The organism is Cupriavidus oxalaticus (assembly GCF_038900635.1).
GTDB classification, from domain to species: domain Bacteria; phylum Pseudomonadota; class Gammaproteobacteria; order Burkholderiales; family Burkholderiaceae; genus Cupriavidus; species Cupriavidus oxalaticus_B.
Genome location: NZ_JAYMRX010000003.1, coordinates 59,607 through 84,247, shown reverse-complemented (window position 1 = coordinate 84,247; position 24,641 = coordinate 59,607). Strand labels below are relative to the sequence as shown.

Sequence of the window (24,641 nt, the reverse complement as noted above, 5' to 3'; positions counted from 1 at the left end):
AGGCACCGCCCACGATACGCGGGAGCGGCGCGGGACTGGCATCGGCCAGCCGGAAGTTTACAATCTCGCCACCATGATGACGCACCTGACCCTGATTGTGCCCTTTTCCGTCCCGCCGGGCGCCGGCGACGACGGCCGTGACGACGTCATTCCCGGCGCCCTGCTGCGGCAGTTGGAGCTGCCCGCGCTCGGAAAGTTGCTGACGCGGGCCACGCCCGGCCCGCGCGAGCGGCACGACGACCCGTTCCTGCGCAGCCTGCCGCAGGAGCGCTGGCTGGCCGGCAAGACGGGGCTCGACACCGGCCGGGTGCCGTCGGCGCCTTATATGCGGCTGGCCGACAGCGGCGCGGCGGCCCCGGCGGCGGACGGCCAGCCCTGGGCCTGCCTGCAGCCGGTGCATATCCACGCCGCGCGCGACCACCTTGTGCTGATGCCGCCGGCGCATCTCGGCATCCGGCCGGATGAGGCGGCCGCGCTGCATGCCGCCATCGAGCCGCTGCTGCAGGAATCCGGCTTCGCGCTGGAGACGCCCAGCCCTATGCGCTGGTACCTCCCCGAGTCCGTGTTCGGCCCGCTGGAAGCGACCACGCCGCTGCGCGCGGCCGGGCGCAACATCGATATCTGGATGCAGGCTGGCGAGCGTGCGCGCGACTGGCGCCGGGTACAGAACGAGATCCAGATGACCTGGTTCGACCACCCGGTCAACCAGGCCCGCGAGGCACGCGGCGAGCGGCCGGTGAACTCGGTCTGGCTGTACGGCGGCGGCGCGCTCCAGGCCGTGCCGCGCCTGGCCGACACGGTACTGAGCGACGACCCGTTCCTGGCCGGGCTGGCGCTGGCCGCCGGCAGCCGCGTGCTGCCGGTGCCAGCGGGACTGGCTGGCGTGGCGGCGCCCGGCGGATCGGTGCTGGCGATGCTGGAACTCGCCACCGAAGCGCATATCACGGAGGACTGGGGCCTTTGGATCGAGCGCATGCATGCCCTCGATGCCGACTGGTTCGCGCCGGCGCTGGAGGCGCTGGCCGCCGGGGGCATCGGCGCCGTGACGCTGGTGCTGGGCGGCGAGAACCACTTTGCCGAGTTCACCGTGACCCGCGCCGACCTGCGCAAGTTCTGGCGCGGCATGGGCCAGCGCGGCGACTGGCGCGCGCTGCTGTCCGACCTGGCCTTTGCCGCCTGAGCATCGCCCAACGCCGCGCAACGTCGCCCGACTGCCGCCCCCTACCGCAAGAACAAGACCGCCCCTGCCATGACCCGGATTGCCATCCGCACCTATTCCTCCGAACACGTCACCACGTTGGCCGCCGCCGGCCTGCATCCCACGCTGGCCCGCATCCTGGCCGCGCGCGGCGTGGCCCGCGCCGCCGAGCTGGCGACCGACCTGCCCGAACTGGTGCCACCGGGCGCCATGAAGGGCATCGGCCATGCCGCCGCCTACCTGGCCGACGCCATCGCCGCCGGCAAGCGCCTGCTGATCGTCGCCGACTATGACTGCGACGGCGCCACCGCCTGCGCGGTCGGGGTGCGCGGGCTGCGCATGCTGGGCGCGCGGGTCGAGTACATCGTCCCCAACCGCTTCGAGTACGGCTATGGCCTGACGCCGGAGATCGTGACGCTGGCGGCCAGGCAGCAGCCGGACGTGATCGTCACCGTCGACAACGGCATCGCCAGCGTCGACGGCGTGGCCGCGGCCAATGCGCTGGGGATCGACGTGGTGGTGACAGACCACCACCTGCCGGGCGCCGAACTGCCCGAGGCGGCGGTGATCGTCAACCCGAACCAGCCGGGCTGCGAATTCCCGAGCAAGAACCTGGCTGGCGTGGGCGTGATGTTCTACGTGCTGCTGGCGCTGCGCGCCGAGCTGCGCAGCCGCGGCGTCTACACGCAGCAGACCCAGCCGCCGCTGCAGACGCTGCTCGACCTGGTGGCGCTGGGCACCGTTGCCGACGTGGTCAAGCTCGACACCAACAACCGCATCCTGGTAGCGCAGGGCCTGCGGCGGATGCGCGCAGGACGGATGCAGCCGGGCGTCGCGGCACTGTTCCGCGCCGCAGGTCGCGAGGCGTCGCGTGCCAATACCTTCGACCTCGGCTTCGGGCTGGGCCCGCGCCTGAACGCGGCAGGCCGGCTGGCGGACATGTCGCTGGGCATCGAATGCCTGCTGACCGACGATGCCAACCGCGCCTGGGAAATCGCCCAGGAACTCGACAGCATGAACCGCGAGCGGCGCGACATCGAGGCCGGCATGCAGCAGGAAGCGCTGCAGATCCTGGAACAGCCCATGGCCGGTCTTGCCGGCCCGGATCCGTCGGCACGCTTTACTGTGAGCGTGTTCAACGACACCTGGCACCAGGGCGTGATCGGCATCGTGGCATCGCGGCTGAAGGACAAGTACCACCGCCCCACCATCACCTTCGCGCCCGGCGACGAAGCCACCATCAAGGGCTCGGGCCGCTCGATCCCGGGCTTCCACCTGCGCGACGCGCTCGACCTGGTGTCCAAGCGCTGCCCCGGCATGATGGTCAAGTTCGGCGGCCATGCCATGGCGGCCGGCCTGACCGTGCGCGCCGAGCGCTTTGCCGAGTTCCAGGAAGCCTTCGAGGCGGTCGGCAAGGAATGGCTGACCGACGACCAGCTCGCACGCGTGATCGAGACCGACGGCGATATCGAGGACCACTGCTTCAGTCCCGAATTCGTCACCCTGCTGGAGCAGCAGGTGTGGGGCCAGGGCTTCCCGGCACCGACCTTTTGCGGCGAGTTCGACGTGCTGCGCCAGAGCGTGCTCAAGGGCAAGCACCTGAAGCTGCAGCTCGGGCGCGGCAGCCAGCGCTTCGACGCGATCTGGTTCAACCACGCCGAATCGCTCGGGGCCAGTGCGCAGGTGGCCTACCGGCTCGACAACAACACCTTCAACGGCGTCACGCGCGTGCAGCTGGTGATCGAGCACGCGCAGTAGCGTGCTCGCGGGGCACCGCCCCTCCTCACCCGCGCGACGGCAGGTAGGCGGCAGGATCGACCGGCTTGCCGTTGGCGCGCACCTCGAAGTGCAGTTCGCTGGCGCTGGCGCCCATGCGGCCCACGTCCTGCCCGGCCGAGACCGTGGTGCCCTCGCTGACCAGCGGCTGGTCCAGGTTGCCGTAGACGGTCAGCCAGTCGTCGTTGTGCTTGACGATCACCAGCATGCCATAGCCGCGCAGGTTGCCCACATGGATGGCCCGACCCGCTGCGGCGGCGCGCACCGTGCCATTGGCGGGCACGGCAATGGTCAGGCCCTTGCTGGCGGGCGGCGAGTAACCCGCGGTGACGCGGCCGTCGGCCGGCCATTGCAGGCGGATGCCGCTGGCGGGCGGCCTGGACGCGCCGCTGTCGACACGCGGGGTATCGGTGACGGCCTGGCCGGTGCCGGTCGAGGCGGCGGCACTGCCGCCAGGCGGCCGCACGCGGATCAGCTGGCCCACTTCGATCTGGCTGGGGCTGGTGATCTCGCTATTCCAGCGGGTCAGGTCGCGCACGGTGCGGCCGTGCTTGCGGGCGATCGAATAGAGCGTATCGCCGCGCTCCACGCGGTAATAGCCATCCGGCACGGGGCCGCCGGTGGTGCCGCAGCCGGCCGCGACCGCGGCGGCAGTGGCGGCCAGCAGCAGGCCCAGCGCGCGGCGCCGGCCTGGCTCGATGTCATGTCTGGTTTTCGTCATGCGTCCCTGTTTGTCTTCATGCCGGGAGGCGGCTTGCGAATGCGTATTATCGCCGCGTGCACTGCCCGGCACCGCCGGATAGACCATCGCACGCCCTTTCCGTTCGTCGGGGAGCACGCCGGGACCCCCGCAATCGCCGCGCAATCACCGAATCCGCGACCGATCCCGGGCACCAATCCGCTATAATTCAAGGTTTTCGAAGCGCAGGAACATCATGGAAGCAGAACGCCTCAACGCCATCTCCGGTGCCATCTCCGATCTCCGTTCCCGGACGGAAGATCTACGGGGGTATCTTTGACTACGATGTCAAAGTAGGAAGGCTGGACGAAGTCAACGGCCTGCTGGAAGACCCGGACGTCTGGAACAACCCCAAGCGCGCCCAGGATCTCGGCAAGGAAAAGAAGGCCCTCGAGGGCGTCGTAGGTGTCCTGGGCAAGCTCACGGATGACCTTGGCGGCGCCGAGGAGCTGTTCGAGCTCGCCAAGGAAGAAGGCGACGACGAGACCCTCGAATCGATCGAAACCGACGTCGAGGGCTTCGAGCAGATCGTCGCGGGCATGGAATTCCGCCGCATGTTCTCCGGCGAAATGGACCAGGCCAACGCCTTTATCGACATCCAGGCCGGCGCCGGCGGCACCGAAGCGTGCGACTGGGCCTCGATGCTGCTGCGCCAGTACCTGAAGTACTGCGAGCGCAAGGGCTTCAAGGCCGAGGTGCTGGAAGAGTCCGAAGGCGACGTGGCCGGCATCAAGAGCGCGACCATCAAGATCGAGGGCGAATATGCCTTCGGCTACCTGCGTACCGAGACCGGCGTGCACCGCCTGGTGCGCAAGTCGCCGTTCGATTCGTCGGGCGGGCGCCATACCTCGTTCTCGTCGGTGTTCGTCTACCCCGAGGTGGACGACTCGTTCGAAGTGGAAGTGAACCCGGCTGACCTGCGCGTGGACACGTACCGCGCCTCGGGCGCCGGCGGCCAGCACATCAACAAGACCGATTCGGCCGTGCGGATCACGCACATCCCGACCGGCATCGTGGTGCAGTGCCAGAACGACCGCTCGCAGCACCGCAACCGTGCCGAGGCCATGTCGATGCTGAAGTCGCGCCTGTACGAGCACGAGATGCGCAAGCGCCAGGCCGAGGCCGACAAGCTGGAAGCCGGCAAGACCGACGTGGGCTGGGGCCACCAGATCCGCTCCTACGTGCTGGACCAGAGCCGCATCAAGGACCTGCGTACCAACGTGGAAATGTCCAACACCCAGAAGGTGCTGGACGGCGACCTGGACCCGTTCATCGAGGCCAGCCTCAAGCAGGGACTGTAAGGCCGTGCCGGGCTGCCCGCCCCGCGCCCTCGGCGCGGCGGCGGCAGCCGCGGCGGCACAGCAACATCGCCGTATTCGCTGTATCGCAGCTGTACCACACTGCTGTACCGCCGCACCTGCGGCCTTTCCGACCGGGGCACCATGAGCGAAGCCAATCACCTCTACATCATCACCGGCGCCTCGCGCGGGCTGGGCGCGGCACTGACCAACGCCCTGCTCGTGCCGGGCAACCGCCTGATCTGCGTGGCGCGCAGCCGCAACAACGAGCTGGAGCGCATCGCCACCATGAGCGGCGTGCCGGTGGCCTGGCACCTGCAGGACCTGTCCCAGGCCGGCCCCGCTGCCACCTGGCTGGCCAGCGTGATCGATACTCTCGACCAGCCGCCGGCCAGCGCCACGCTGATCCTGAACGCCGGCGTGGTCGAGCCGATCGGCCCGGTCTCGCGCCTGCAGGAAAGCACGCTGGTGCCGCACCTGCTGACCAACCTGGCGGCGCCGATGACGATGACCGCGGCCTTCCTGGAGCGCACCGAGAAGTACGACTGCCCGCGCAAGGTGCTGGCGATCTCTTCCGGCGCGGCCCGCCGCCCGATCGAGGGCTGGAGCGCCTACTGCGCCGGCAAGGCGGGCCTGGACATGTTCATGCGCTCGGTCAACGCCGAGTACGCGCAGGCACCCGCACCGCGCACTGTGCGCGCGGTGGCGCTGGCGCCGGGCGTGATCGATACCGGCATGCAGAACGTGATCCGCAACGCCGACTTTGCCCAGGTGCAGCGCTTCCGCGACCTGAAGGCGAACGAACAGCTCGCTTCCGCCGAGGAAACCGCGGGCCGCATCGTCGCCTACCTGCACCGCCCGGATTTCGGCAGCAACGAGTTGGACGATCTCCGCAATTACTGAAGCCATACTGAACCCGCGCGCGGCCAGCCGCGTGCGACGCTACAAGACATCATGACCGAACCGAATCACGCCCAGGACAAGTCGCAGGCCAAGCCGGCTGCAGCAGACACGCCCGCCGTCGACGAGAACAAGATCATCGCGGAGCGGCGCGAGAAGCTGGCCGCGCTGCGCCAGCAAGGCGTGGCCTTCCCCAACGATTTCCGCCCCACCCACCAGGCCGCCGCGCTGCACGCGCAGTATGGCGAGACCGACCAGGCCGCGCTCGAAGCCAGCCCGGCCGAAGTCTCGATCGCCGGCCGCATGATGCTCAAGCGCGTGATGGGCAAGGCCAGCTTCGCCACGGTGCAGGACGGCAGCGGCCAGATCCAGTTCTACATCACCCGCGACAAGGTCGGCGAGGAAGTCTACGCGGCTTTCAAGCACTGGGACCTGGGCGACATCATCAGCGCCCGCGGCGAGCTGTTCCGCACCAACAAGGGCGAGCTGTCGGTGCAGGTGCGCGAGCTGCGCCTGCTGTCCAAGTCGCTGCGCCCGCTGCCGGACAAGTTCCACGGCCTGGCCGACCAGGAGACAAAGTACCGCCAGCGCTATGTCGACCTGATCGTGTCGCCGGAAACGCGCAACACCTTCCGCGCCCGCACCAACGCGATCTCGTCGCTGCGCCGCCATATGGCCGACGCCGGTTTCATGGAAGTGGAAACGCCGATGCTGCACCCGATCCCGGGCGGCGCCGCGGCCAAGCCGTTCATTACGCACCACAATGCGCTGGACATGCAGATGTTCATGCGCATCGCGCCCGAGCTGTACCTGAAGCGCCTGATCGTCGGCGGCTTCGAACGCGTGTTCGAGATCAACCGCAACTTCCGCAACGAGGGGGTGAGCCCGCGCCACAACCCCGAGTTCACCATGATGGAGTTCTACGCGGCCTACACGGACTACCGCTGGCTGATGGACTTCACCGAAGACCTGATCCGCAAGGCCGCGATCGACGCGCGCGGCAGCGCCGTGCTGACGTACCAGGACCGCGAGCTGGACCTGTCCAGGCCGTTCCACCGCCTGACCATCTGCCAGGCCATCCAGAAGTTCGCGCCGCAGTACACCGACGCGCAACTGGCCGATGCGGAGTTCCTGCGCGTTGAATTGAAGAAGTTCGGCGTCAACACCAACGCGCCGCAGTTCCTCAATGCCGGGCTGGGCACGCTGCAGCTGGTGCTGTTCGAGGAAACCGCCGAGAGCCAGCTGTGGGAGCCGACCTTTATCGTCGACTACCCGGTCGAGGTCTCGCCGCTGGCGCGCGCCTCCGACACGGTGCCGGGCATCACCGAGCGCTTCGAGCTGTTCATCACCGGCCGCGAGATCGCCAACGGCTTCTCCGAGCTGAATGATGCCGAGGACCAGGCCGACCGGTTCCGCAAGCAGGTCGAGCAGAAGGATGCCGGCGACGAGGAGGCGATGTACTTCGACGCCGACTATATCCGCGCGCTGGAATACGGCATGCCTCCGACGGGCGGCTGCGGTATCGGCATCGACCGCCTGGTGATGCTGCTGACGGATAGCCCGAATATCCGTGACGTCATCCTGTTCCCGCATCTGCGCAAGGAAGACTGAGTCGACCGCACTGCAAACCGGCGGCCGGTATCGACGCCGCCGGTTTGCGCCCTCTCCGCATGGGCGAGAGGGGGCACACAAGCGGTAGGTCAGGACAAGCCGCACGGGCCATCATCTGTTACAGCCCCGCCTCCCCGCCGCACCACACCACCCCCAACCCATTGATACAAAAGGCCTTTTCCGCCTACATATATTTACAAAAACAAACGGAAAACGCCTCCCGCTTCCGCCAAACTGGTTCCATCCCATCGCGGCCATCGCCGCACTGGAGCCACAATGCAGAGCCAAGCCACTTCACACGACCACACTACCGTCCCGCTGGCGCCGCAACGCCGGCTGCACCCGCTGATCGGCGCGGCAGCCGTGGCCGTGGTCATTGCCAGCCTGACCGCAGTTGCCGCCGTCACCGGCGTGCTGCCGCTCAGCAAGGCCGGCCCTGACTTGAACGCACAGCAAACCCAGCAAGGTGCACAGGCACCGCAAGGGCCCTTGCCCGTCACCACGCAGACCGCGCCGCCGCCGGGCAGCACGACTCGCCCGCCTGTCTATGACGATGGCCAGCCAGCGCAATCGCGCCAGTCCGCCACTGCCTCGCAGCCGACGCAAGCGGCACCTCGTACCGCTCCAGCGCGCCAGGCGGCCCAGCGCGATAGCGAGTCACGCGGCAGCCAGAGCGCCGGCACCGAGCGCCCTGCCGCCAAGGGCAGTCCATATGCCGGCCGCATCGTCGCCGTCACGCCGATACAGACCCAGAAACCCAACACCAGCGGCCTGGGCGCGCTCGGCGGCGCCGTGGTTGGCGGCCTGCTCGGCAACCAGGTGGGCAAGGGCAATGGCCGTATCGTCGGCACGGTTGTCGGTGCGGTGGGCGGCGGTGTCGCAGGCAACCAGATCGAGAAGGCCGTGAGCAAGGACACGCACTATGAAGTGCGCGTCCGCATGGATGACGGCAGCCACCGCACCTTCACGTATGAACAGGATCCCGCGGTGCAGGTCGGCGAGCGCGTGCATATGGAGAACGGTGCGCTGGTCAGAGGCTGACACCCACGCTCGCGCAGCACCAACGGAAAAGGCCGGCGATCACGCCGGCCTTTCTGCTTCATCCCGATACCAAATGCTTATTCCGCTTCCTGGATCCACGCTTGCTGGATCGCTTCCAGGATCTTCTCGCCCGAGCGCGCCGGATCGTCGGCGAAGCCGTCAAGCTGCAGCACCCAGCTGCGCAGCTCGGTAAAGCGCACGCCGGCCGGGTCGACGTCAGGATATTTGTCGTACAGCGCGGCGGCGATATCGTAGGTATCGGTCCACTTCATGGGTTCGTTCTCCGCTGAGATCTGTGCCGGCGGCTCAGTGGCCTTCCTTGGCGTGGTTGATGGTGTACTTGGGAATCTCGACGGTCAGGTCTTCCTCATCGACGATGGCCTGGCACGACAGGCGCGAATTCGGCTCCAGGCCCCAGGCCTTGTCGAGCAGATCCTCTTCCTTCTCTTCGGCCTCGTTGAGCGAATCGAAGCCCTCGCGCACGATCACATGGCAAGTGGTGCAGGCACAGGATTTCTCGCACGCGTGCTCGAGATCGATACCGTGGGAAAGGAGGGAGTCGAGGACGCTGACGCCCTTCTCGGCTTCGATCACCTTCCCTTCCGGGCAGTATTCGACGTGGGGCAAAACAATGATCTGTGGCATGTCGTTTCCTGGGTTCTGTAGTGCGGTGCAGGTGCGGTGATCAGCCCAGTTCCTGCACATTGCGCCCGGCCAGCGCGCTCTTGATCGAGCGGTCCATGCGGCGGGCGGCAAATTCATCGGTGCCGTGCGACAGTTTTTCCACCGTGGCGCGGATCGACAGGTGGTCCTCACCGTTGGCGATCTCGCGCACGCCGGCGATCAGCGCTTCGACCTGTGCGCGCTCCTCGGCCGACAGCAGGTCGCCATCGGTCGCGAGCGCACGCTCGGTCGCTTCGACCAGGCGGTCTGCCTCGACACGTTCCTCGGCCAGCGCGCGGCTCTTCATGTCGTGCTCGGCTTCACGGAAGCTGTCCTGCAGCATGCGCGCGATATCGTCGTCGGCTAGCCCGTACGACGGCTTGACCGTCACCGAGGCTTCCACGCCCGAATGCGTCTCGCGCGCGGTCACGGACAGCAGGCCGTCGGCATCGACCTGGTAGGTCACGCGGATGCGCGCCGCGCCGGCCACCATCGGCGGGATGCCGCGCAGCTCGAAGCGCGCCAGCGAGCGGCAGTCGCTGGCCAGCTCGCGCTCGCCCTGCAGCACGTGGATCGCCATTGCGGTCTGGCCGTCCTTGAAGGTGGTGAATTCCTGCGCGCGCGCCACCGGGATGGTGCTGTTGCGCGGGATGATCTTCTCGACCAGGCCGCCCATGGTCTCGACGCCCAGCGACAGCGGGATCACGTCGAGCAGCAGCCAGTCTTCTCCCGGCGCATGGTTGCCGGCCAGCAGGTTGGCCTGCATCGCGGCGCCCAGCGCCACTACGCGGTCGGGGTCGAGATTGGTCAGCGGAGTCTGGCCGAAGTAATCCCCCACCGCCTTGCGGATCGACGGCATGCGCGTGGCGCCGCCGACCAGCACCACGCCCTTGACGTCGTCGGGCGTCACGCCGGCGTCGCGTAGCGCCTTGCGCACCGGCGCCAGCGTCTTCTGGACAAGATGCGCGGTGATCTTCTCGAAAGTCTCGTCGGTCAGCGTCAGGTGGACGATCTCGCCGGAGTCGAGTACTGCGTCGATCACGGTACTGTCCGCTTCCGACAGCGCTTCCTTGGCGGCGCGCGCGCGCACCATCAGCAGGCGCATGTCCTGCGCCGACAGCGGCTGCAAACTGGCCTGCTCGACGATCCAGCACAGCAGGCGCTGGTCGAAGTCATCGCCGCCCAGCGCGGAATCGCCGCCGGTGGCCATCACTTCGAACACGCCGCGCGTGAGCTTGAGCACCGAGATATCGAAGGTGCCGCCGCCCAGGTCGTAGACCGCGTAGACGCCTTCGGCGGCGTTGTCGAGCCCATAGGCAATGGCTGCGGCGGTGGGCTCGTTGAGCAGGCGCAGCACTTCCAGGCCGGCCAGGCGCGCGGCGTCCTTGGTCGCCTGGCGCTGCGCCTCATCGAAATATGCCGGCACGGTGATGACCGCGCCGACAAGGTCGTCGCCCAGCGTGTCTTCGGCGCGCTGGCGCAGCGTGGCCAGGATCTCGGCCGAGATTTCCACCGGGCTCTTCACGCCCGCGGCGGTCTTGATCTGCACCATGCCGGGCGCATCGACGAAATCGTACGGGCTGTGCTCGATATTGGCGACGTCGCGCAGGCCGCGGCCCATGAAGCGCTTGACCGAGACGATGGTGTTCTTGGGATCGCGCACCGCTTCGTCCTGGGCCCGGTAGCCGATATGCGCGGTACGGTCCGGCAGGTAGCGCACGACCGACGGCAGCAGCGCGCGGCCGCGCTCGTCGCCCAGCACCTCGGGGATGCTGCTGCGCACCGCGGCCACCAGCGAGTTGGTGGTGCCGAGGTCGATGCCGACGGCCAGGCGGCGTTGGTGGGGCGCCGGCGACATGCCGGGTTCGGAAATCTGGAGCAGTGCCATGGTAATTCTTCGCTGTCTTGTGCGGCAGGTGGAAACCGCCATGCGGGCGGCATGGGGGCGGTTTTCGTGCCGGGCGCCATTGTGTCACGGCCCCGGCAATCGTGCCGGTCAGTCTTCCAGCCGGTCGATGGCCTCGCTGGTATCGTGCTCGATCTTCTCGATAAACATCAGTTGGCGGACCGCGCCACCGGCTGCTTCATCGTCGCCGGCGTCAAGCAGCAAGCCCAGTGCGGCGTGGCGCTCGCGCTTTTCCTGGCGCAGCTCGCGCAGCAGCACATCGAGGCCGTCCACGTCGAGCGCTTCCGCCGCTTCCTGCAGCGCTTCGCGCCACTCCATCTGCTGCATCAGGAAGGCGGGCGACATGGCGGTGTTGTTCTCCGCCTGCACGTCGACCCCGCGCAGCTTCAGCAGGTAGGTCGCGCGGCGCAGCGGCTGGCGCAGCGTGCGGTACGCTTCATTGGCATGCGCGGCCCACTGCATGGCCACGCGGCGCTCGGCATCGCCGGCGTTGGCGAAGCGGTCCGGATGCGCCTGCGACTGCACGGTGCGATAGGCCGCATCCAGCGCGGCTTCGTCGACACCGAACTGCGCCGGCAGGCCGAACAGCGCAAAAAAATCGTCTTTCAACTGCTTCCCCAAGAAAAAAGAGCGGCCGCGCCGCCCCTTCGTCCATTCGCCGCCATCACTGGCCGGCAGGCTGGCTGGCCCGCGCCAGGGCCCACTCCGCCGGCGGTTCGTTGCGGTCGCACTTCAGGCAGTTCACCCGTGTGCCGACCATGCCGGTGCGGCCCTGTTCGCTCTGCGTCCACGGCCGCAACTGCCACGGCGGATCGTGCCGGACGTGCTGGCCATGGCCACAATCGAGTTCGGCCACCCAGTGGCCTTCCTCGTCCCGGTGGAACCCGGTGATGCTGCGCTCCACCGACGCTGCCCGTGGCGTTGGCGATGCTGCTCAGACCGTGAAGGACTCGCCGCAGCCGCACTCGTCCTTGACGTTGGGGTTGTTGAAGCGGAATCCTTCGTTCAACCCTTCGCGCGCATAGTCGAGTTCGGTGCCGTCGATGTACGGCAGGCTCTTGGCGTCAACGATGACCTTGATCCCGTGCGACTCGAACACCGCGTCTTCCGGCAGCAGTTCGTCCACGTACTCCAGCTTGTAGGCCAGGCCCGAGCAGCCGGTCGTCTTCACACCCAGGCGCAGGCCCACGCCCTTGCCGCGGCGTTCCAGGTAGCGGGCGACGTGCTTGGCCGCCTTCTCGGTCATCGTGATCATCGTTGCGTCTTCCTTCGTGCTTCGCTTGTCGATCGCCAGGATCAGGCGGCCTTCTGCTCGGCGCCGTGCTTCTTCTTGTAGTCTTCGACAGCGGCCTTGATCGCGTCTTCGGCCAGGATCGAGCAGTGGATCTTCACCGGCGGCAGGGCCAGTTCTTCGGCGATCTGGGTGTTCTTGATCTCCAGCGCCTGGTCCACCGTCTTGCCCTTGACCCACTCGGTCACCAGCGACGACGAGGCGATGGCCGAGCCACAGCCGTAGGTCTTGAACTTGGCGTCTTCGATCACGCCAGCCTCGTTGACCTTGATCTGCAGCTTCATCACGTCGCCGCAAGCCGGGGCGCCGACCATGCCGGTACCGACCGCATCGTCGTTCTTGTCGAACGAACCGACGTTGCGGGGGTTTTCATAGTGGTCGAGAACCTTTGTGCTGTATGACATTTTGCTTACCTCTTGCGTATCTTTTGCGGGGGTATTGCTGTTATCTTTGCTGGATCCTGCAGGCGTTCAGCGCGCTTAGTGCGCGGCCCACTGGATCGAATTCAGGTCGACGCCGTCCTTGAACATTTCCCACAGCGGCGACAGGTCGCGCAGCTTGCCGATCTTGGACTTGAGCAGCTCGACGGTGTAGTCGATCTCCTGCTCGGTGGTGAAGCGGCCCACCGTGAAGCGGATCGAGCTGTGCGCCAGTTCATCGTTGCGGCCCAGCGCGCGCAGCACGTATGACGGCTCCAGCGAAGCCGAGGTGCAGGCCGAACCCGACGACACCGCCACGTCCTTGATCGCCATGATCAGCGACTCGCCCTCGACGAAGTTGAAGCTGACGTTCAGGTTGTGCGGCACGCGGTGTTCCAGGTCGCCGTTCAGGTAGACCTCTTCCATGTCCGACAGGCCATTCCACAGGCGGTCGCGCAGCATGCGGATGCGTTCATTCTCGGTCGCCATTTCTTCGCGGGCGATGCGGAAGGCTTCGCCCATGCCGACGATCTGGTGCGGGGCCAGCGTGCCCGAGCGCATGCCGCGCTCATGTCCGCCGCCATGCATCTGCGCCTCGATGCGCACGCGCGGCTTGCGGCGCACGTACAGCGCGCCGATGCCCTTCGGGCCATAGGTCTTGTGGGCCGAGAACGACATCAGGTCGCACTTCAGCTTGTTCAGGTCGATCACCACCTTGCCGGTCGCCTGCGCGGCGTCGCAGTGGAAGATGATGCCCTTCTCGCGGCAGATCTCGCCGATCTGCTCGACGTCCTGGATCACGCCGATCTCGTTGTTGACCAGCATCACCGACACCAGGATCGTGTCCGGGCGCAGCGCCTGCTTGAACACGTCCATGTCGAGCAGGCCGTTATCCTTCACGTCCAGGTAGGTCACCTCGAAGCCCTGGCGCTCCAGTTCGCGCGTGGTGTCGAGCACGGCCTTGTGCTCGGTCTTCAGGGTGATGATGTGCTTGCCCTTGCCCGAATAGAAGTTCGCGGCACCCTTGATTGCCAGGTTGTCCGATTCGGTCGCACCCGACGTCCACACGATCTCGCGCGGGTCGGCGCCGACCAGTGCGGCAACCTGCTCACGCGCTTCTTCCACCGCGCGCTCCGCGTCCCAGCCGTACGCATGGCTGCGCGAGGCGGGGTTGCCGAACTGCTCGCGCAGGTACGGAATCATCTTGTCCGCCACGCGCGGGTCCACCGGCGTGGTGGCCGAGTAATCCATGTAGATGGGGAAATGTGGGGTGCTCATCGTTATGACTGCCTTTTAGGGACCGCTGTATCGCTGATTACTGTCGTTGCCTGCCGCGTGCCTTGGTAGACGTTCAGGACTGCGCCAGGCTGAATACTGAATTCACCACCCTCGCCCGGACCGGCTTTTCCTGCTTGTCGGCCTTGCCACGCGCCGCGGCGGCGGCCGGCTGCGCGGCTTCTTCGCGCATGTCGTGCAGCACCGCCGGCTGGCGGGCGCGCTGCTGGTCGACCAGGTTCTTGAGGGAGACGGAGTCGAGGTACTCGACCATCTTCTGGTTCAGCGTTGCCCACAGTTCGTGGGTCATGCAACGCCCGGAGCCGTCATCTCCGTTACAATTACCCTTTCCGCCGCACTGGGTGGCGTCCAGCGGCTCGTCGACGGCGATGATGATGTCCGCCACCGTGACGTCTTCGGCCTTGCGCGCCAGGCTGTAGCCACCGCCCGGACCGCGCACGCTTTCGACAATCTCATGCCGGCGCAGCTTGCCGAACAGCTGTTCCAGGTAGGACAGCGAGATCTTCTGGCGCTGGCTGATGCCGGCGAGCGTCACCGGTCCCTGATCCTGGCGCATGGCCAGGTCGATCATCGCAGTGACCGCGAAGCGGCCTTTGGTGGTCAGTCTCATGGTGCAGGGCTCTGGGGGTAAAGCGAATACTTGATCGTTTCCGTCAAGTATAAAGGTACCCGACTAATTCAGTCAACTACCCCTGCCGCAGCGCATCAAGCGCTGCGCTCGCCGGCAGCCGTCTCCGGCCTTGCCGCGCGCGGCGGCATCACCAGCGAGAGCGGGTGTTTCAGGATGCGCCGCCGCACGGCGGCGCTCAGGTCCGCGCGGTCCACCCGCCGCAAATTGCGTGATCGCAACGCCATATTGAAGGCCAGCGCAAAGCTGACGCCAACGTTCAGCACCCCCATCAGTGCGATCCCGGCCACCGCCAGCCACAGCGACGGCATGCGCAGCGCATCCAGCCCGAGCACGCCGATCGCGGTGCCGACCGAGCCGGTCGACAGCGTCACATGGCACACTTCCATATGCGGCCCGAAGAAGCTCAGGATCTCCGGCCCCAGGCCCAGCAGGAAGCCCAGCGACACGTTGGCGACGATGCCCGACAGGTTGCTCTTCCAGAAATCCGCCAGGCGCGTTGCGCCGCGCGCGCCCAGAACAAAGTGCAGGCGGCGGTTGTAGGCCATCACGTCGTGCACGCGGTGCAGCGCGAACCAGTTGTCGGCCCAGCCGGCGATCAGGCTCGACAGCCACAGCAGCACGCCGGTAAAGACGGCGTAGAACGGCGTCGGCCCCAGGATCGAGAACGACTCGATGGTGGCGATGGCCTTGGCCGGGGTGATCAGGTTGGCGCCCAGCAGCTTGTGCGCGAGCCACTGGATGGCCAGCGCCACCGGAAACACCACCGCCAGGTTGCCGACGATCGCCGCCGCGTTGGAGCGGATCATGGCGATGGTGTCGTCGACAAAGATCTCGCGCCCTTCCGGACGCCCCACCCCATCGAGCCGGTGCGCCAGGGCCGGTCCGGTCATCGCCGGTTGCTTGGTCGCCAGCGTGAAGTGCGCGAAGTGGATGGCGAGGAAGCTGCCCGCATAGTTGAACGAGGCCAGCAGGCCTTCGCTGAACTTGTCCAGGTGCAGGCCGTAGATCACGAATTTCAGGTACACCGTGGCGACGGTGATCAGGCCGCCGCCCGCTGCCGCGCGCACCAGCTCGGCGTATTCCTTGCGGTCGCGCGTGATGTAGTGTTCGCCGGTCTCGGCCGAGCGCTCCACCACCTTGCGCGCCAGTTGCGCGAACGAGCTGCCCGCCAGGTGCGACAAGCTGCGGCGCGCCTGCGTCGAGCGGATCAGCTCCGCCACCAGGTGCGGATGCATGCCGGGCCGGCCGGGTTCGACCCAGACCGCCAGCAGCAGCTCGATGCGCTGCAGTTGCACCTTCATGCGTTCGATCTGGAACACCACCTCGATCGACACGCCGTTCTCCTCCAGGTCCTGGTAGACCTGCCGCGCGGCATCGTGGCAGCCATCCAGCAGCGCCCGGAAATAGTTCAGGCGCTGGCCGAAGCTTTCGTCGCCGTGCTGCAGGCCATCCACGCGCAGCGCTTCTACCGCGGCGTCCAGCTGGAAAAACGGCGTGTCTTCCACGCGCCCGCGCAACCGCGAGCGGATCGCCTGGCTCAGCCCGGTAGCGCGCACCTGGCTGACCAGCACCGCGATGCTGGTCGCCAGCGTCTGGCCCAGCGCGGCGCGGTAGTTGGCCATGCCGCCGACGGCCTCGCTGCCTTGCTGCAGCACGCGCGAGAGCCGCGCCACCAGCTCGTCGTCGATGGCTTCCACCCATTCAGCGTCCTCGTCGCCGACGAACACCAGCGCGAACAGTCCGGCCATGTCGTCGCGGTTGAGCGGCGGCGGCAGGAAGCGGTTCTGCAGCCGGCTCACCATCTCGCTGACGAAGCCGGGGTGCAGGGACACGCCGGTGTCGCAGAACAGGCCGGTGGGGTCGTTGTCGCGCACGATGCTGCGCATCGTCAGCGCGAAGCGCTCGGCCCAGTCGGGGTGGCGCTCCAGCACCTGCAGCAGGTAGCGCAGCCGTACGTGCTGGGGATGGCTGCGGTCAGCGGCGGGCTCCTCGGCATTCGCGCTGACGCTGCCGTCACGGCGTATCCAGTAGCCCAGCTCGACCAGCCAGCGGTTGCGCTCGACCAGCGGCGCCTCGGGGTCGGCCGCGGCCAGGATGGCGTCGAGTTGCAGGCTGGCATTGCGCGATTCGCGCCATTTGCGGAACAGGGTACGAGGCATGGAAATCTGGTGGGATCGGGCCGCCGGCCGCGGCGCCGGTGGCGTCGCGGCGCGGGCCGCGAAGGGATGCGCGCGGGTGCCGGCTCAGCCGGCGGGGGCTTGCAGGCGCTGGCGAAGCATTGCGATCAGCCCGTCGCAGGCATCCTCGACGTAGTCGAGCACGCGCTCGAAGCCGTCGCCCTCGCCGTAGTACGGATCGGGCACTTCTTCGGCGTCGTGGCGCGTGGCGAAGCTCATCAGCAGGCGCAACTTGTCGCCCGCGTCGGGATGCAGCCGGGTCAGGCCGGCGAGGTTTTCGCGGTCCATCGCCAGGATCAGGTCGAAGCGGTCGAAGTCAGGCAGGCCGACCTTGCGCGCGCGCAGCGCCGACAGGTCGTAGCCGCGGCGCAGCGCGGCGCGCTGGGTGCGCGGATCGGGCGCGCGGCCCAGGTGGTACTCATGGGTGCCGGCCGAGTCCAGTTCGACCAGTTGCTCCAGCCCCGCCGCGGCGAGCTTGGCGCGCAGCACCCCCTCCGCCGTCGGCGAGCGGCAGATGTTGCCCATGCAACACATCAGAATGGCGTATTTCTTCATTGATCGGTCTGTCAGCCGGGGCTGGAGTGAGCGCAAGCGGGGCCAAGGCACGGCGCCCGAGCCCCTGCCCGCTGGCCTGCCCGGTGTTACGGGGAGGCGCAATTCTAACCGCCTGCCCGGGACAGACCGCTAACGCCCTCTGGCCCGCCCCGCGGCGCCAGGCCCTGCCTAGGCGAGTTGTTTGGCCAGGCGCTCGCCGTGCGCAAACCCTGCCACCAAGGCGGCTTCGGCGGATTTGAAATGATCGGTGATGAGCGAGGTCTCGGACAGCGTGCCGGCGGCGCGGATATTGGTCCCCGGGCGGCAGACACGCACCGTGTACGACCATTCGCTTTGCGAGCGTTGCTTGACCTGGACCTGCACCTCGTGGGTTTCATAGACCTTCTTCTTCCACTCGCCGACTTCGGTCATTGTGTGTTCTCCTCGGGAAATGGGACAGGATCGCGGCTAGTTGACCTCGCCGGCATCGATGGCTCGCATCGCCGCGGCCTCGGCCAGCGCAACGGCCGCCTCCTGCGTGGGCGCATCGCCGGCGATAGCTTCGTAGGTCGGCCCGGCCGGCTCGCCAAAGGCATCGGCAATGCGCATCTGCCCGGCAAAGCCCCCTGCGGCATTGGGCACCGCGCTGGCCACGACCAGATAGCCCCCATACTCGAACTGGCGTTCCATGGCAGCTCCTTGCGCCCGGCTCACGCCGGCAACTTGGCCGCCAGCACCTCCAGCTTCTGGATCGGCGGCGTACCCATGAACAGCTCCGGCGCCCTGGCCATCAGCGCGGCGGCAACCTTGCCGGCCAGATGCGCCTCGCGCGCGGACTCGTCGGCAAAGGCATCGAAGATGCCGAACATCGACGGCCCCAGCCGCAGCGCGAACCAGGCCGCGGTGCCGGTTTCCTGCTGCACCAGCGCCAGTCCGTCGCGCAGGAACTGCTCGACTTCCTGCTCCTTGCCGGGTCGCGCCTCCAGCGGCACCCACAGGCCTAGCTTCACCATGATGCGTCTCCGGGATCGGTCATGACGCTTTTCACTATAGGCCAGCCGCGGCGCGCTCCAGCGCCGCTGCCGGACTCACGCCGGCGGCAGCGCACCCTCGCCGCTGGCGCCGAACACCTGCGCCTTGAGCTTGGCCAGTTGGTCGCGCACCTGTGCCGCCTGCTCGAACTCCAGGTTGCGGGCATGGTCGAGCATGAGCTTTTCCAGCCGCTTGATCTCCTTCGACACCTGCTTCTCGCTCATGTCCTCGTAGCGCGCCTGCTCCTGCGCGGCCTGCAGCTCGGCCTTGGCGTCGCTGGCGTTGTAGACGCCGTCGATGATGTCCTTGATGCGCTTGACCACGCCGCGCGGAACGATGCCGTTGGCCTCGTTGAAGGCCATCTGCTTGGCGCGGCGGCGCTCGGTCTCGCTGATGGCCTTCTGCATCGAGTCGGTCATGCGGTCGGCATACAGGATGGCGGTGCCATTGACGTTGCGCGCGGCACGGCCGATGGTCTGGATCAGCGAGCGCTCTGCGCGCAGGAAGCCTTCCTTGTCCGCGTCCAGGATCGCCACCAGCGAGACTTCGGGGATATCCAGCCCCTCGCGCAGCAGGTTGATGCCGACCAGCACATCGAAGGTGCCCAGGCGCAGGTCGCGGATGATTTCGACGCGCTCCACCGTATCGATATCCGAGTGCAGGTAGCGCACCTTGACGCCGTTCTCGGACAGGAACTCGGTCAATTGCTCGGCCATGCGCTTGGTCAGTGTGGTCACCAGCACGCGTTCGTTGACCTCCACGCGCGCGTGGATTTCCGACAGCAGGTCGTCCACCTGCGTGGTCGCCGGGCGCACGATGATGGTCGGGTCGACCAGCCCGGTCGGGCGCACCACCTGCTCCACCACCTGTCCGGCATGCTCCCGCTCGAACTGCGCGGGCGTCGCCGTGACGAACATCACCTGGCGCATCTTGCGCTCGAACTCGTCGAACTTGAGCGGGCGGTTGTCCAGCGCCGACGGCAGCCGGAAGCCGTACTCCACCAGCGTGGTCTTGCGCGCGCGGTCGCCGTTGTACATGCCGTTGAGCTGGCCGATCAGCACGTGCGACTCGTCCAGGAACATCAGTGCATCGGACGGCAGGTAGTCGACCAGCGTCGGCGGCGGCTCGCCCGGGCGCGCGCCCGACAGGTGGCGCGAATAGTTCTCGATGCCCTTGCAGAAGCCCAGTTCGGAGAGCATTTCGAGATCGAAGCGGGTACGCTGCTCCAGCCGCTGCGCCTCGACCAGCCGGTTCTCCTTGTGGAAGAACTCCAGCCGCTCGCGCAGCTCGTCCTTGATCGCCTCGATTGCGCGCAGCACGGTCTCGCGCGGCGTCACATAGTGGCTCGACGGATAGACCGTGAAGCGCGGGATCTTCTGTTTCACGCGGCCGGTCAGCGGATCGAAGAATTGCAGCGATTCCACTTCGTCGTCGAACATCTCCAGCCGCACCGCCATCTCGGCGTGTTCCGCCGGGAAGATGTCGATGGTGTCGCCGCGCACGCGGAACGTGCCGCGCTGGAAATCGGTCTCGTTGCGGGTGTACTGCATGGCAATCAGGCGCGCGATCACGTCGCGCTGGCTGATCTTGTCGCCGGCCCGCAAAGTGAGAATCATCTGGTGGTATTCGTTCGGGTTGCCGATACCATAGATCGCCGAGACCGTCGCCACGATCACCGTGTCGCGGCGCTCCAGCAGGCTCTTGGTCGCCGACAGCCGCATCTGCTCGATATGCTCGTTAATCGACGAGTCCTTCTCGATGAACAGGTCGCGCTGCGGGACGTAGGCCTCGGGCTGGTAGTAGTCGTAGTAGCTGACGAAGTACTCGACCGCATTGCGCGGGAAGAACTCGCGGAATTCGGCATATAGCTGGGCCGCCAGCGTCTTGTTGGGCGCGAACACGATCGCCGGCCGTCCCATCCGGGCGATCACGTTGGCCATGGTGAAGGTCTTGCCTGACCCGGTCACGCCCAACAGTGTCTGGTACGACAGGCCGTCGTCCACCCCCTCCACCAGCTGGCGGATCGCTTCCGGCTGGTCCCCGGCGGGCGCGAACGGCTGGTACAGCTGGAACGGGGAGCCGGGAAATGTGACGAATTTGCTTTCATCCAGGGCCGGCGCGGCTTCTGCAAGGTTCGACATAGGGGGCGGAATAGGGGCAGAGGTAATAAAGAAGTAACGAAAGAAGTGATGGCGAGATTAGGGAAAAACCTCAGGAAAACGGGCGGATACGCTAGAATCTTGGGGTTGACAGCCCCCCGCTTCAAGCCGCCTTCAAGCCGTTTCCAACGGCGTGGGGCCGATTCCGCCCAGAACGGAACGGGGCTTGCCAGCCGCAGCGCAGTCCGGAGCATTCTACGCCTTCCCGTTTTCTTTCATTGCCGACCACGAGATTCCAAATGAGTTTGTTTTCTGCCGTCGAGATGGCCCCGCGTGACCCGATCCTGGGCCTCAACGAAGCCTTCAATGCCGACACCCGCGCCACCAAGGTCAACCTGGGCGTTGGCGTGTACTTCACCGACGAAGGGAAAATCCCCCTGCTGCGCGCCGTCCAGGAGGCAGAAAAAGCCCGTCTGACCACCGCCACCCCGCGTGGCTACCTGCCGATCGAAGGCATCGCCGCCTATGACCAGGCCGTGCAGACACTGCTGTTCGGCAAGGAATCGCCGCTGATCACTGAAGGCCGCGTGGTGACGGCCCAGGCACTGGGCGGCACCGGCGCGCTGAAGATCGGCGCCGACTTCCTCAAGCGCCTGTATCCGGACGCCAAGGTCGCCATCAGCGACCCGAGCTGGGAAAACCACCGCGCGCTGTTTGAAGCCGCCGGTTTCCCGGTGGTCAACTACGCCTACTACGACGCTGCCAGCCACGGCCTGAACTTCGCCGGCATGGTGGAATCGCTGAAGTCGTACCCGGCCAACACCATCGTCGTGCTGCACGCCTGCTGCCACAACCCGACCGGTGTCGACCTGTCGGCCGAGCAGTGGAAGCAAGTGGTTGAACTGGTCAAGGAACGCAACCTGATCCCGTTCCTGGACATGGCCTACCAGGGCTTCGCCGACGGCATCGACGCCGACGGTGCCGCCGTGCGCCTGTTCGCCGACTCGGGCCTGCCGTTCTTCGTGTCGAGCTCATTCTCGAAGAGCTTCTCGCTGTACGGCGAGCGCGTCGGCGCGCTGTCGATCGTCACCACCGGCAAGGAAGAAGCCCAGCGCGTGATGTCGCAGGTCAAGCGCGTGATCCGCACCAACTACTCCAACCCGCCGACGCACGGCGGCACCGTGGTCGCCACCGTGCTGAACAGCCCGGAACTGCGCGCCATGTGGGAAGAAGAGCTGGCCGAGATGCGCGACCGCATCAAGCTGATGCGCCATGCGCTGGTGGACAAGCTGGCCGCCAAGGGCGTGCCGGGCGACTTCTCCTTCGTCAAGGCGCAGCGCGGCATGTTCTCGTACTCTGGCCTGACCTCGGCCCAGGTGGACCGCCTGCGCAACGAGCACGGCATCTACGCCGTCGGCACTGGCCGCATCTGCGTGGCGGCGTTGAACAGCCGCAACATCGATGCGGTGGTTGATGCGATCGCAGCGGTAATGTAAGCCGGCAGCGTTGCTGCACGGCAACGGGCGCCAACGCATGTCAACTGACGCAAACATCACAAAGCGTCATAAAAAAAGCGGCCTCGGCCGCTTTTTGCATTTGTTTTCAGTCTTGAACGACAGTGTCATCCAAAAATCAGGCCAATGCCTTATTGTGTTCCGCAGATAGGGAAGTACCTTAAGGTATATGCTGCAAAGCAAGATCGTTAGCACGACCGTTCGATACCGGGCATAATCTGCGACGATCCCAGGTGTATTGTCAGTACATTAGTACTTGGTGGTACGTGACCAAAAGTATTACAGGCAGAAACGGCATGCTCTACCAATTGCATGAGTTCCAGCGCTCGATCCTGCATCCGCTCACCGCATGGGCCCAGGCGACCGCCAAGACATTCACCAATCCCCTCAGCCCGATGTCGCTGGTGCCCGGCGCCCCCCGGCTTGCGGCGGGCTACGAACTGCTGTACCGGCTCGGCAAGGAATACGAAAAGCCGGGATTCGACATCAAGTCGGTGCGCTCCAACGGCCGCGACATCCCCATCGTCGAGCAGTCCGTGCTGGAAAAGCCGTTCTGCAAGCTGCTGCGCTTCAAGCGCTATGCCGACGATCCCGAAACCATCAAGCTGCTGAAGGACGAGCCGGTGGTGCTGGTGTGCGCGCCGCTGTCGGGCCACCATGCCACGTTGCTGCGCGACACCGTGCGCACGCTGCTGCAGGACCACAAGGTCTACGTGACCGACTGGATCGACGCGCGCATGGTGCCGATTGAAGATGGCGCCTTCCACCTGTCGGACTACATCTACTACATCCAGGAATTCATCCGCCATATCGGCGCCGAAAACCTGCATGTGATTTCGGTGTGCCAGCCGACCGTGCCGGTGCTGGCCGCGATCTCGCTGATGGCTTCCGCCGGCGAGACCACGCCGCGCACCATGACCATGATGGGTGGCCCGATCGATGCCCGCAAGAGCCCGACCGCCGTCAACTCGCTGGCCACCAACAAGTCGTTCGAGTGGTTCGAGAACAACGTCATCTACACCGTGCCGGCCAACTACCCCGGCCACGGCCGCCGCGTGTACCCGGGCTTCCTGCAGCATGCCGGGTTCGTGGCGATGAACCCGGACCGGCACCTGTCCTCGCACTATGACTATTACCTGAGCCTGGTCGAAGGCGATGCCGACGACGCCGAGGCGCATGTGCGCTTCTACGACGAGTACAACGCGGTGCTGGACATGGCTGCCGAGTATTATCTCGACACCATCCGCGAAGTGTTCCAGGAATTCCGCCTGGCCAACGGCACGTGGGCCATCGACGGCAAGCCAGTGCGGCCGCAGGATATCAAGAGCACCGCGCTGATGACGGTGGAAGGCGAACTGGACGATATCTCGGGCGCGGGCCAGACCGCAGCCGCGCACGACCTGTGCAGCGGCATCCCGGAAAACCGCAAGCAGCACGTGACCGCGCCGCGTTGCGGCCACTACGGGATTTTCTCGGGCCGGCGCTGGCGCGAGAACATCTATCCGGACCTGCGCGATTTCATCCGCAAGTACCACCAGCCAGCGGCGAAATAACACTGCCGCAGACAAGACAACGCCCGCGATCGCGGGCGTTTCTTTTCAGGGTGCGCTCTCGGGACAGCAGGAGCGCTTCAGGTAGCAGAGCAGCATCTCGGTATGCAGCTCGGCAAAGCGCTCGTGCTCATGTAGCGAAGCCACGTCGCGCCCGGTCACGGCGCTGATCGTGTAGCGGTTGGACAGCACGTAGTAGCCCAGCGCCGAGATCGTCAGATAGAACTGCGGCACGTCGATATTGTCGCGGAACACCCCCTGCTGCTGGCCTCTGTGGATCACGTCGGCCAGCACATCCACGACCGGGTTGATCAGCTGCTGCAGCTGCGCGGATTTCTTAAGGTGGCGGGCTTCGTGCAGGTTCTCGCTGTTGATCAGGCGGATGAACTCGGGATGCTCGTAGTACCAGTCCCAGACGAAACGGGCCAGCGTGCGCACGCCAGCGATCGGATCTTCGTCGACCAGGTGCAGCTTTTCTTCAGCGGCGCGGAATTCGGCGTACTGCTTTTCCAGCACGGCGAGGAACAGCCCCTCCTTGCTGCCGTAGTAGTAATACAGCATGCGTTCATTGGTCTCCGCGCGCCGGGCAATCTGGTCGACGCGGGCGCCGGCCAGACCACCCTTGGCGAATTCCTCGGTGGCCGCAGCGAGGATGCGTCGGCGCGTCCCTTCGGGGTCGCGTTTGGTCTTGGTCTCTGTTGACATGGATGGCAGGTCGATCGTTGCGCGGATTATGGCACACGCCGGAATGCGGCAGTCCGGATGCGCGACGCGCATCATCGCCGTTTCTGTCCATCGGCGAAATCGGGGATAATCCTTGCGGCGCGAGGGCTCGAAGAAGCCCGATTGGGCCGCTGAGGCCCTCCGGCGACGGTTACGCCGGAGTATTGTGCGCCGGCGCAGCCCCGCCGGGTGTTTCCGGGGCCGCAGTTATGTCGCAAAGCACGCACAGCGCCACCCCATAAA

At 66.4% G+C, this 24,641-nt stretch carries 25 protein-coding genes; 8 read left to right on the top strand and 17 right to left on the bottom strand.

Going from position 1 to position 24,641, the window contains the following annotated elements; all coding sequences use genetic code 11:
• Positions 1-73: 73 nt before the first annotated feature.
• Positions 74-1,180: a hypothetical protein gene (locus VSR71_RS07035; protein WP_342913437.1), complete on the top strand. Its 1,107-nt coding sequence runs from the start codon at positions 74-76 to the stop codon at positions 1,178-1,180.
• A 69-nt stretch (positions 1,181-1,249) separates the two neighbouring features.
• Positions 1,250-2,956: a single-stranded-DNA-specific exonuclease RecJ gene (gene recJ / locus VSR71_RS07030; RefSeq protein ID WP_342913196.1), complete on the top strand. Its 1,707-nt coding sequence runs from the start codon at positions 1,250-1,252 to the stop codon at positions 2,954-2,956.
• Positions 2,957-2,981: 25 nt separating this feature from the next.
• Here the strand turns inward: recJ and VSR71_RS07025 are convergent, their stop codons facing one another.
• Positions 2,982-3,695 (bottom strand): peptidoglycan DD-metalloendopeptidase family protein, encoded by a 714-nt coding sequence (locus tag VSR71_RS07025; RefSeq protein WP_342913195.1) that lies wholly within the window; start codon positions 3,693-3,695, stop codon positions 2,982-2,984.
• A gap of 214 nt (positions 3,696-3,909) precedes the next feature.
• Between VSR71_RS07025 and prfB the strand changes: the two genes are divergently transcribed.
• From prfB to VSR71_RS07005, 4 genes are all read left to right on the top strand, one after another.
• A protein-coding gene (gene prfB / locus VSR71_RS07020) for a peptide chain release factor 2 (RefSeq protein ID WP_209756970.1) occupies positions 3,910-5,014 on the top strand; the annotation gives its coding sequence in 2 pieces (ribosomal slippage) (positions 3,910-3,990 and positions 3,992-5,014; 1,104 coding nt in all).
• Between the two features lie 141 nt (positions 5,015-5,155).
• Positions 5,156-5,914 carry an SDR family oxidoreductase gene (locus VSR71_RS07015; RefSeq protein WP_342913194.1) on the top strand — a complete coding sequence of 253 codons (759 nt, stop codon included), beginning with the start codon at positions 5,156-5,158 and terminating at the stop codon, positions 5,912-5,914.
• A 51-nt stretch (positions 5,915-5,965) separates the two neighbouring features.
• On the top strand, positions 5,966-7,522 hold the full coding sequence (gene lysS / locus VSR71_RS07010; protein WP_342913193.1) for a lysine--tRNA ligase: 1,557 nt from the start codon (positions 5,966-5,968) through the stop codon (positions 7,520-7,522).
• 276 nt (positions 7,523-7,798) lie between these two features.
• Positions 7,799-8,563 carry a glycine zipper 2TM domain-containing protein gene (locus tag VSR71_RS07005; protein ID WP_342913192.1) on the top strand — a complete coding sequence of 255 codons (765 nt, stop codon included), beginning with the start codon at positions 7,799-7,801 and terminating at the stop codon, positions 8,561-8,563.
• 77 nt (positions 8,564-8,640) lie between these two features.
• Here the strand turns inward: VSR71_RS07005 and iscX are convergent, their stop codons facing one another.
• From iscX to uvrB, 15 genes are all read right to left on the bottom strand, one after another.
• On the bottom strand, positions 8,641-8,835 hold the full coding sequence (iscX, locus tag VSR71_RS07000) for a Fe-S cluster assembly protein IscX (RefSeq protein ID WP_209756962.1): 195 nt from the start codon (positions 8,833-8,835) through the stop codon (positions 8,641-8,643).
• 34 nt (positions 8,836-8,869) lie between these two features.
• Complete coding sequence (fdx, locus tag VSR71_RS06995; RefSeq protein WP_025582290.1) at positions 8,870-9,208, bottom strand: ISC system 2Fe-2S type ferredoxin; 339 nt, start codon at positions 9,206-9,208, stop codon at positions 8,870-8,872.
• A gap of 40 nt (positions 9,209-9,248) precedes the next feature.
• Entirely contained in the window at positions 9,249-11,114 is a 1,866-nt protein-coding gene (gene hscA, locus VSR71_RS06990) for a Fe-S protein assembly chaperone HscA (RefSeq protein WP_342913191.1), read from the bottom strand.
• A gap of 108 nt (positions 11,115-11,222) precedes the next feature.
• On the bottom strand, positions 11,223-11,741 hold the full coding sequence (gene hscB, locus VSR71_RS06985) for a Fe-S protein assembly co-chaperone HscB (protein ID WP_342913190.1): 519 nt from the start codon (positions 11,739-11,741) through the stop codon (positions 11,223-11,225).
• 55 nt (positions 11,742-11,796) lie between these two features.
• Positions 11,797-12,036, bottom strand: a complete 240-nt coding sequence (locus tag VSR71_RS06980) for a DUF3565 domain-containing protein (protein ID WP_342913189.1) — start codon at positions 12,034-12,036, stop codon at positions 11,797-11,799.
• A gap of 30 nt (positions 12,037-12,066) precedes the next feature.
• A complete protein-coding gene (iscA, locus tag VSR71_RS06975) occupies positions 12,067-12,387 on the bottom strand; it encodes an iron-sulfur cluster assembly protein IscA (RefSeq protein ID WP_010809024.1) in 321 nt (106 codons plus the stop codon).
• A gap of 41 nt (positions 12,388-12,428) precedes the next feature.
• Entirely contained in the window at positions 12,429-12,827 is a 399-nt protein-coding gene (iscU, locus tag VSR71_RS06970; RefSeq protein ID WP_010809025.1) for a Fe-S cluster assembly scaffold IscU, read from the bottom strand.
• 75 nt (positions 12,828-12,902) lie between these two features.
• A complete protein-coding gene (locus VSR71_RS06965) occupies positions 12,903-14,126 on the bottom strand; it encodes an IscS subfamily cysteine desulfurase (RefSeq protein WP_342913436.1) in 1,224 nt (407 codons plus the stop codon).
• A gap of 67 nt (positions 14,127-14,193) precedes the next feature.
• A complete protein-coding gene (iscR, locus tag VSR71_RS06960) occupies positions 14,194-14,748 on the bottom strand; it encodes a Fe-S cluster assembly transcriptional regulator IscR (RefSeq protein ID WP_063238406.1) in 555 nt (184 codons plus the stop codon).
• A gap of 95 nt (positions 14,749-14,843) precedes the next feature.
• The gene (locus VSR71_RS06955; RefSeq protein WP_342913188.1) at positions 14,844-16,928 is read right to left on the bottom strand and encodes a site-specific recombinase; all 2,085 of its coding nucleotides are present in this window, start codon (positions 16,926-16,928) and stop codon (positions 14,844-14,846) included.
• A gap of 84 nt (positions 16,929-17,012) precedes the next feature.
• Entirely contained in the window at positions 17,013-17,501 is a 489-nt protein-coding gene (locus VSR71_RS06950; protein ID WP_342913187.1) for a low molecular weight protein-tyrosine-phosphatase, read from the bottom strand.
• 168 nt (positions 17,502-17,669) lie between these two features.
• Positions 17,670-17,912 carry a hypothetical protein gene (locus VSR71_RS06945; protein WP_342913186.1) on the bottom strand — a complete coding sequence of 81 codons (243 nt, stop codon included), beginning with the start codon at positions 17,910-17,912 and terminating at the stop codon, positions 17,670-17,672.
• Between the two features lie 36 nt (positions 17,913-17,948).
• Positions 17,949-18,170 (bottom strand): hypothetical protein, encoded by a 222-nt coding sequence (locus VSR71_RS06940; RefSeq protein WP_029046863.1) that lies wholly within the window; start codon positions 18,168-18,170, stop codon positions 17,949-17,951.
• A 20-nt stretch (positions 18,171-18,190) separates the two neighbouring features.
• Entirely contained in the window at positions 18,191-18,493 is a 303-nt protein-coding gene (locus VSR71_RS06935; protein WP_342913185.1) for an antibiotic biosynthesis monooxygenase, read from the bottom strand.
• Positions 18,494-18,568: 75 nt separating this feature from the next.
• Positions 18,569-20,653 carry an excinuclease ABC subunit UvrB gene (gene uvrB, locus VSR71_RS06930; protein ID WP_342913184.1) on the bottom strand — a complete coding sequence of 695 codons (2,085 nt, stop codon included), beginning with the start codon at positions 20,651-20,653 and terminating at the stop codon, positions 18,569-18,571.
• A gap of 257 nt (positions 20,654-20,910) precedes the next feature.
• On the opposite strand from uvrB, the gene VSR71_RS06925 reads away from it, so the two are divergent.
• Complete coding sequence (locus VSR71_RS06925) at positions 20,911-22,107, top strand: amino acid aminotransferase (RefSeq protein WP_342913183.1); 1,197 nt, start codon at positions 20,911-20,913, stop codon at positions 22,105-22,107.
• 314 nt (positions 22,108-22,421) lie between these two features.
• Positions 22,422-23,678, top strand: coding sequence for a polyhydroxyalkanoate depolymerase (locus VSR71_RS06920; protein WP_342913182.1), 1,257 nt, complete (start codon positions 22,422-22,424; stop codon positions 23,676-23,678).
• A 45-nt stretch (positions 23,679-23,723) separates the two neighbouring features.
• On the opposite strand, the gene VSR71_RS06915 is transcribed toward VSR71_RS06920, so the two are convergent.
• On the bottom strand, positions 23,724-24,380 hold the full coding sequence (locus VSR71_RS06915) for a TetR/AcrR family transcriptional regulator (protein ID WP_342913181.1): 657 nt from the start codon (positions 24,378-24,380) through the stop codon (positions 23,724-23,726).
• Positions 24,381-24,641: the final 261 nt, after the last annotated feature.

Excerpts from the sequence above, each read along its gene's own strand:
- VSR71_RS07035 (WP_342913437.1), top strand. The coding sequence starts at position 74 with ATGATGACGCACCTGACCCTGATTGTGCCCTTTTCCGTCCCGCCGGGC.
- recJ (WP_342913196.1), top strand. The coding sequence starts at position 1,250 with ATGACCCGGATTGCCATCCGCACCTATTCCTCCGAACACGTCACCACG.
- VSR71_RS07025 (WP_342913195.1), bottom strand. The coding sequence starts at position 3,695 with ATGACGAAAACCAGACATGACATCGAGCCAGGCCGGCGCCGCGCGCTG.
- VSR71_RS07015 (WP_342913194.1), top strand. The coding sequence starts at position 5,156 with ATGAGCGAAGCCAATCACCTCTACATCATCACCGGCGCCTCGCGCGGG.
- lysS (WP_342913193.1), top strand. The coding sequence starts at position 5,966 with ATGACCGAACCGAATCACGCCCAGGACAAGTCGCAGGCCAAGCCGGCT.
- VSR71_RS07005 (WP_342913192.1), top strand. The coding sequence starts at position 7,799 with ATGCAGAGCCAAGCCACTTCACACGACCACACTACCGTCCCGCTGGCG.
- iscX (WP_209756962.1), bottom strand. The coding sequence starts at position 8,835 with ATGAAGTGGACCGATACCTACGATATCGCCGCCGCGCTGTACGACAAA.
- fdx (WP_025582290.1), bottom strand. The coding sequence starts at position 9,208 with ATGCCACAGATCATTGTTTTGCCCCACGTCGAATACTGCCCGGAAGGG.
- hscA (WP_342913191.1), bottom strand. The coding sequence starts at position 11,114 with ATGGCACTGCTCCAGATTTCCGAACCCGGCATGTCGCCGGCGCCCCAC.
- iscA (WP_010809024.1), bottom strand. The coding sequence starts at position 12,387 with ATGATCACGATGACCGAGAAGGCGGCCAAGCACGTCGCCCGCTACCTG.
- iscU (WP_010809025.1), bottom strand. The coding sequence starts at position 12,827 with ATGTCATACAGCACAAAGGTTCTCGACCACTATGAAAACCCCCGCAAC.
- iscR (WP_063238406.1), bottom strand. The coding sequence starts at position 14,748 with ATGAGACTGACCACCAAAGGCCGCTTCGCGGTCACTGCGATGATCGAC.
- VSR71_RS06955 (WP_342913188.1), bottom strand. The coding sequence starts at position 16,928 with ATGCCTCGTACCCTGTTCCGCAAATGGCGCGAATCGCGCAATGCCAGC.
- VSR71_RS06950 (WP_342913187.1), bottom strand. The coding sequence starts at position 17,501 with ATGAAGAAATACGCCATTCTGATGTGTTGCATGGGCAACATCTGCCGC.
- VSR71_RS06945 (WP_342913186.1), bottom strand. The coding sequence starts at position 17,912 with ATGACCGAAGTCGGCGAGTGGAAGAAGAAGGTCTATGAAACCCACGAG.
- VSR71_RS06940 (WP_029046863.1), bottom strand. The coding sequence starts at position 18,170 with ATGGAACGCCAGTTCGAGTATGGGGGCTATCTGGTCGTGGCCAGCGCG.
- VSR71_RS06935 (WP_342913185.1), bottom strand. The coding sequence starts at position 18,493 with ATGGTGAAGCTAGGCCTGTGGGTGCCGCTGGAGGCGCGACCCGGCAAG.
- uvrB (WP_342913184.1), bottom strand. The coding sequence starts at position 20,653 with ATGTCGAACCTTGCAGAAGCCGCGCCGGCCCTGGATGAAAGCAAATTC.
- VSR71_RS06925 (WP_342913183.1), top strand. The coding sequence starts at position 20,911 with ATGAGTTTGTTTTCTGCCGTCGAGATGGCCCCGCGTGACCCGATCCTG.
- VSR71_RS06920 (WP_342913182.1), top strand. The coding sequence starts at position 22,422 with ATGCTCTACCAATTGCATGAGTTCCAGCGCTCGATCCTGCATCCGCTC.
- VSR71_RS06915 (WP_342913181.1), bottom strand. The coding sequence starts at position 24,380 with ATGTCAACAGAGACCAAGACCAAACGCGACCCCGAAGGGACGCGCCGA.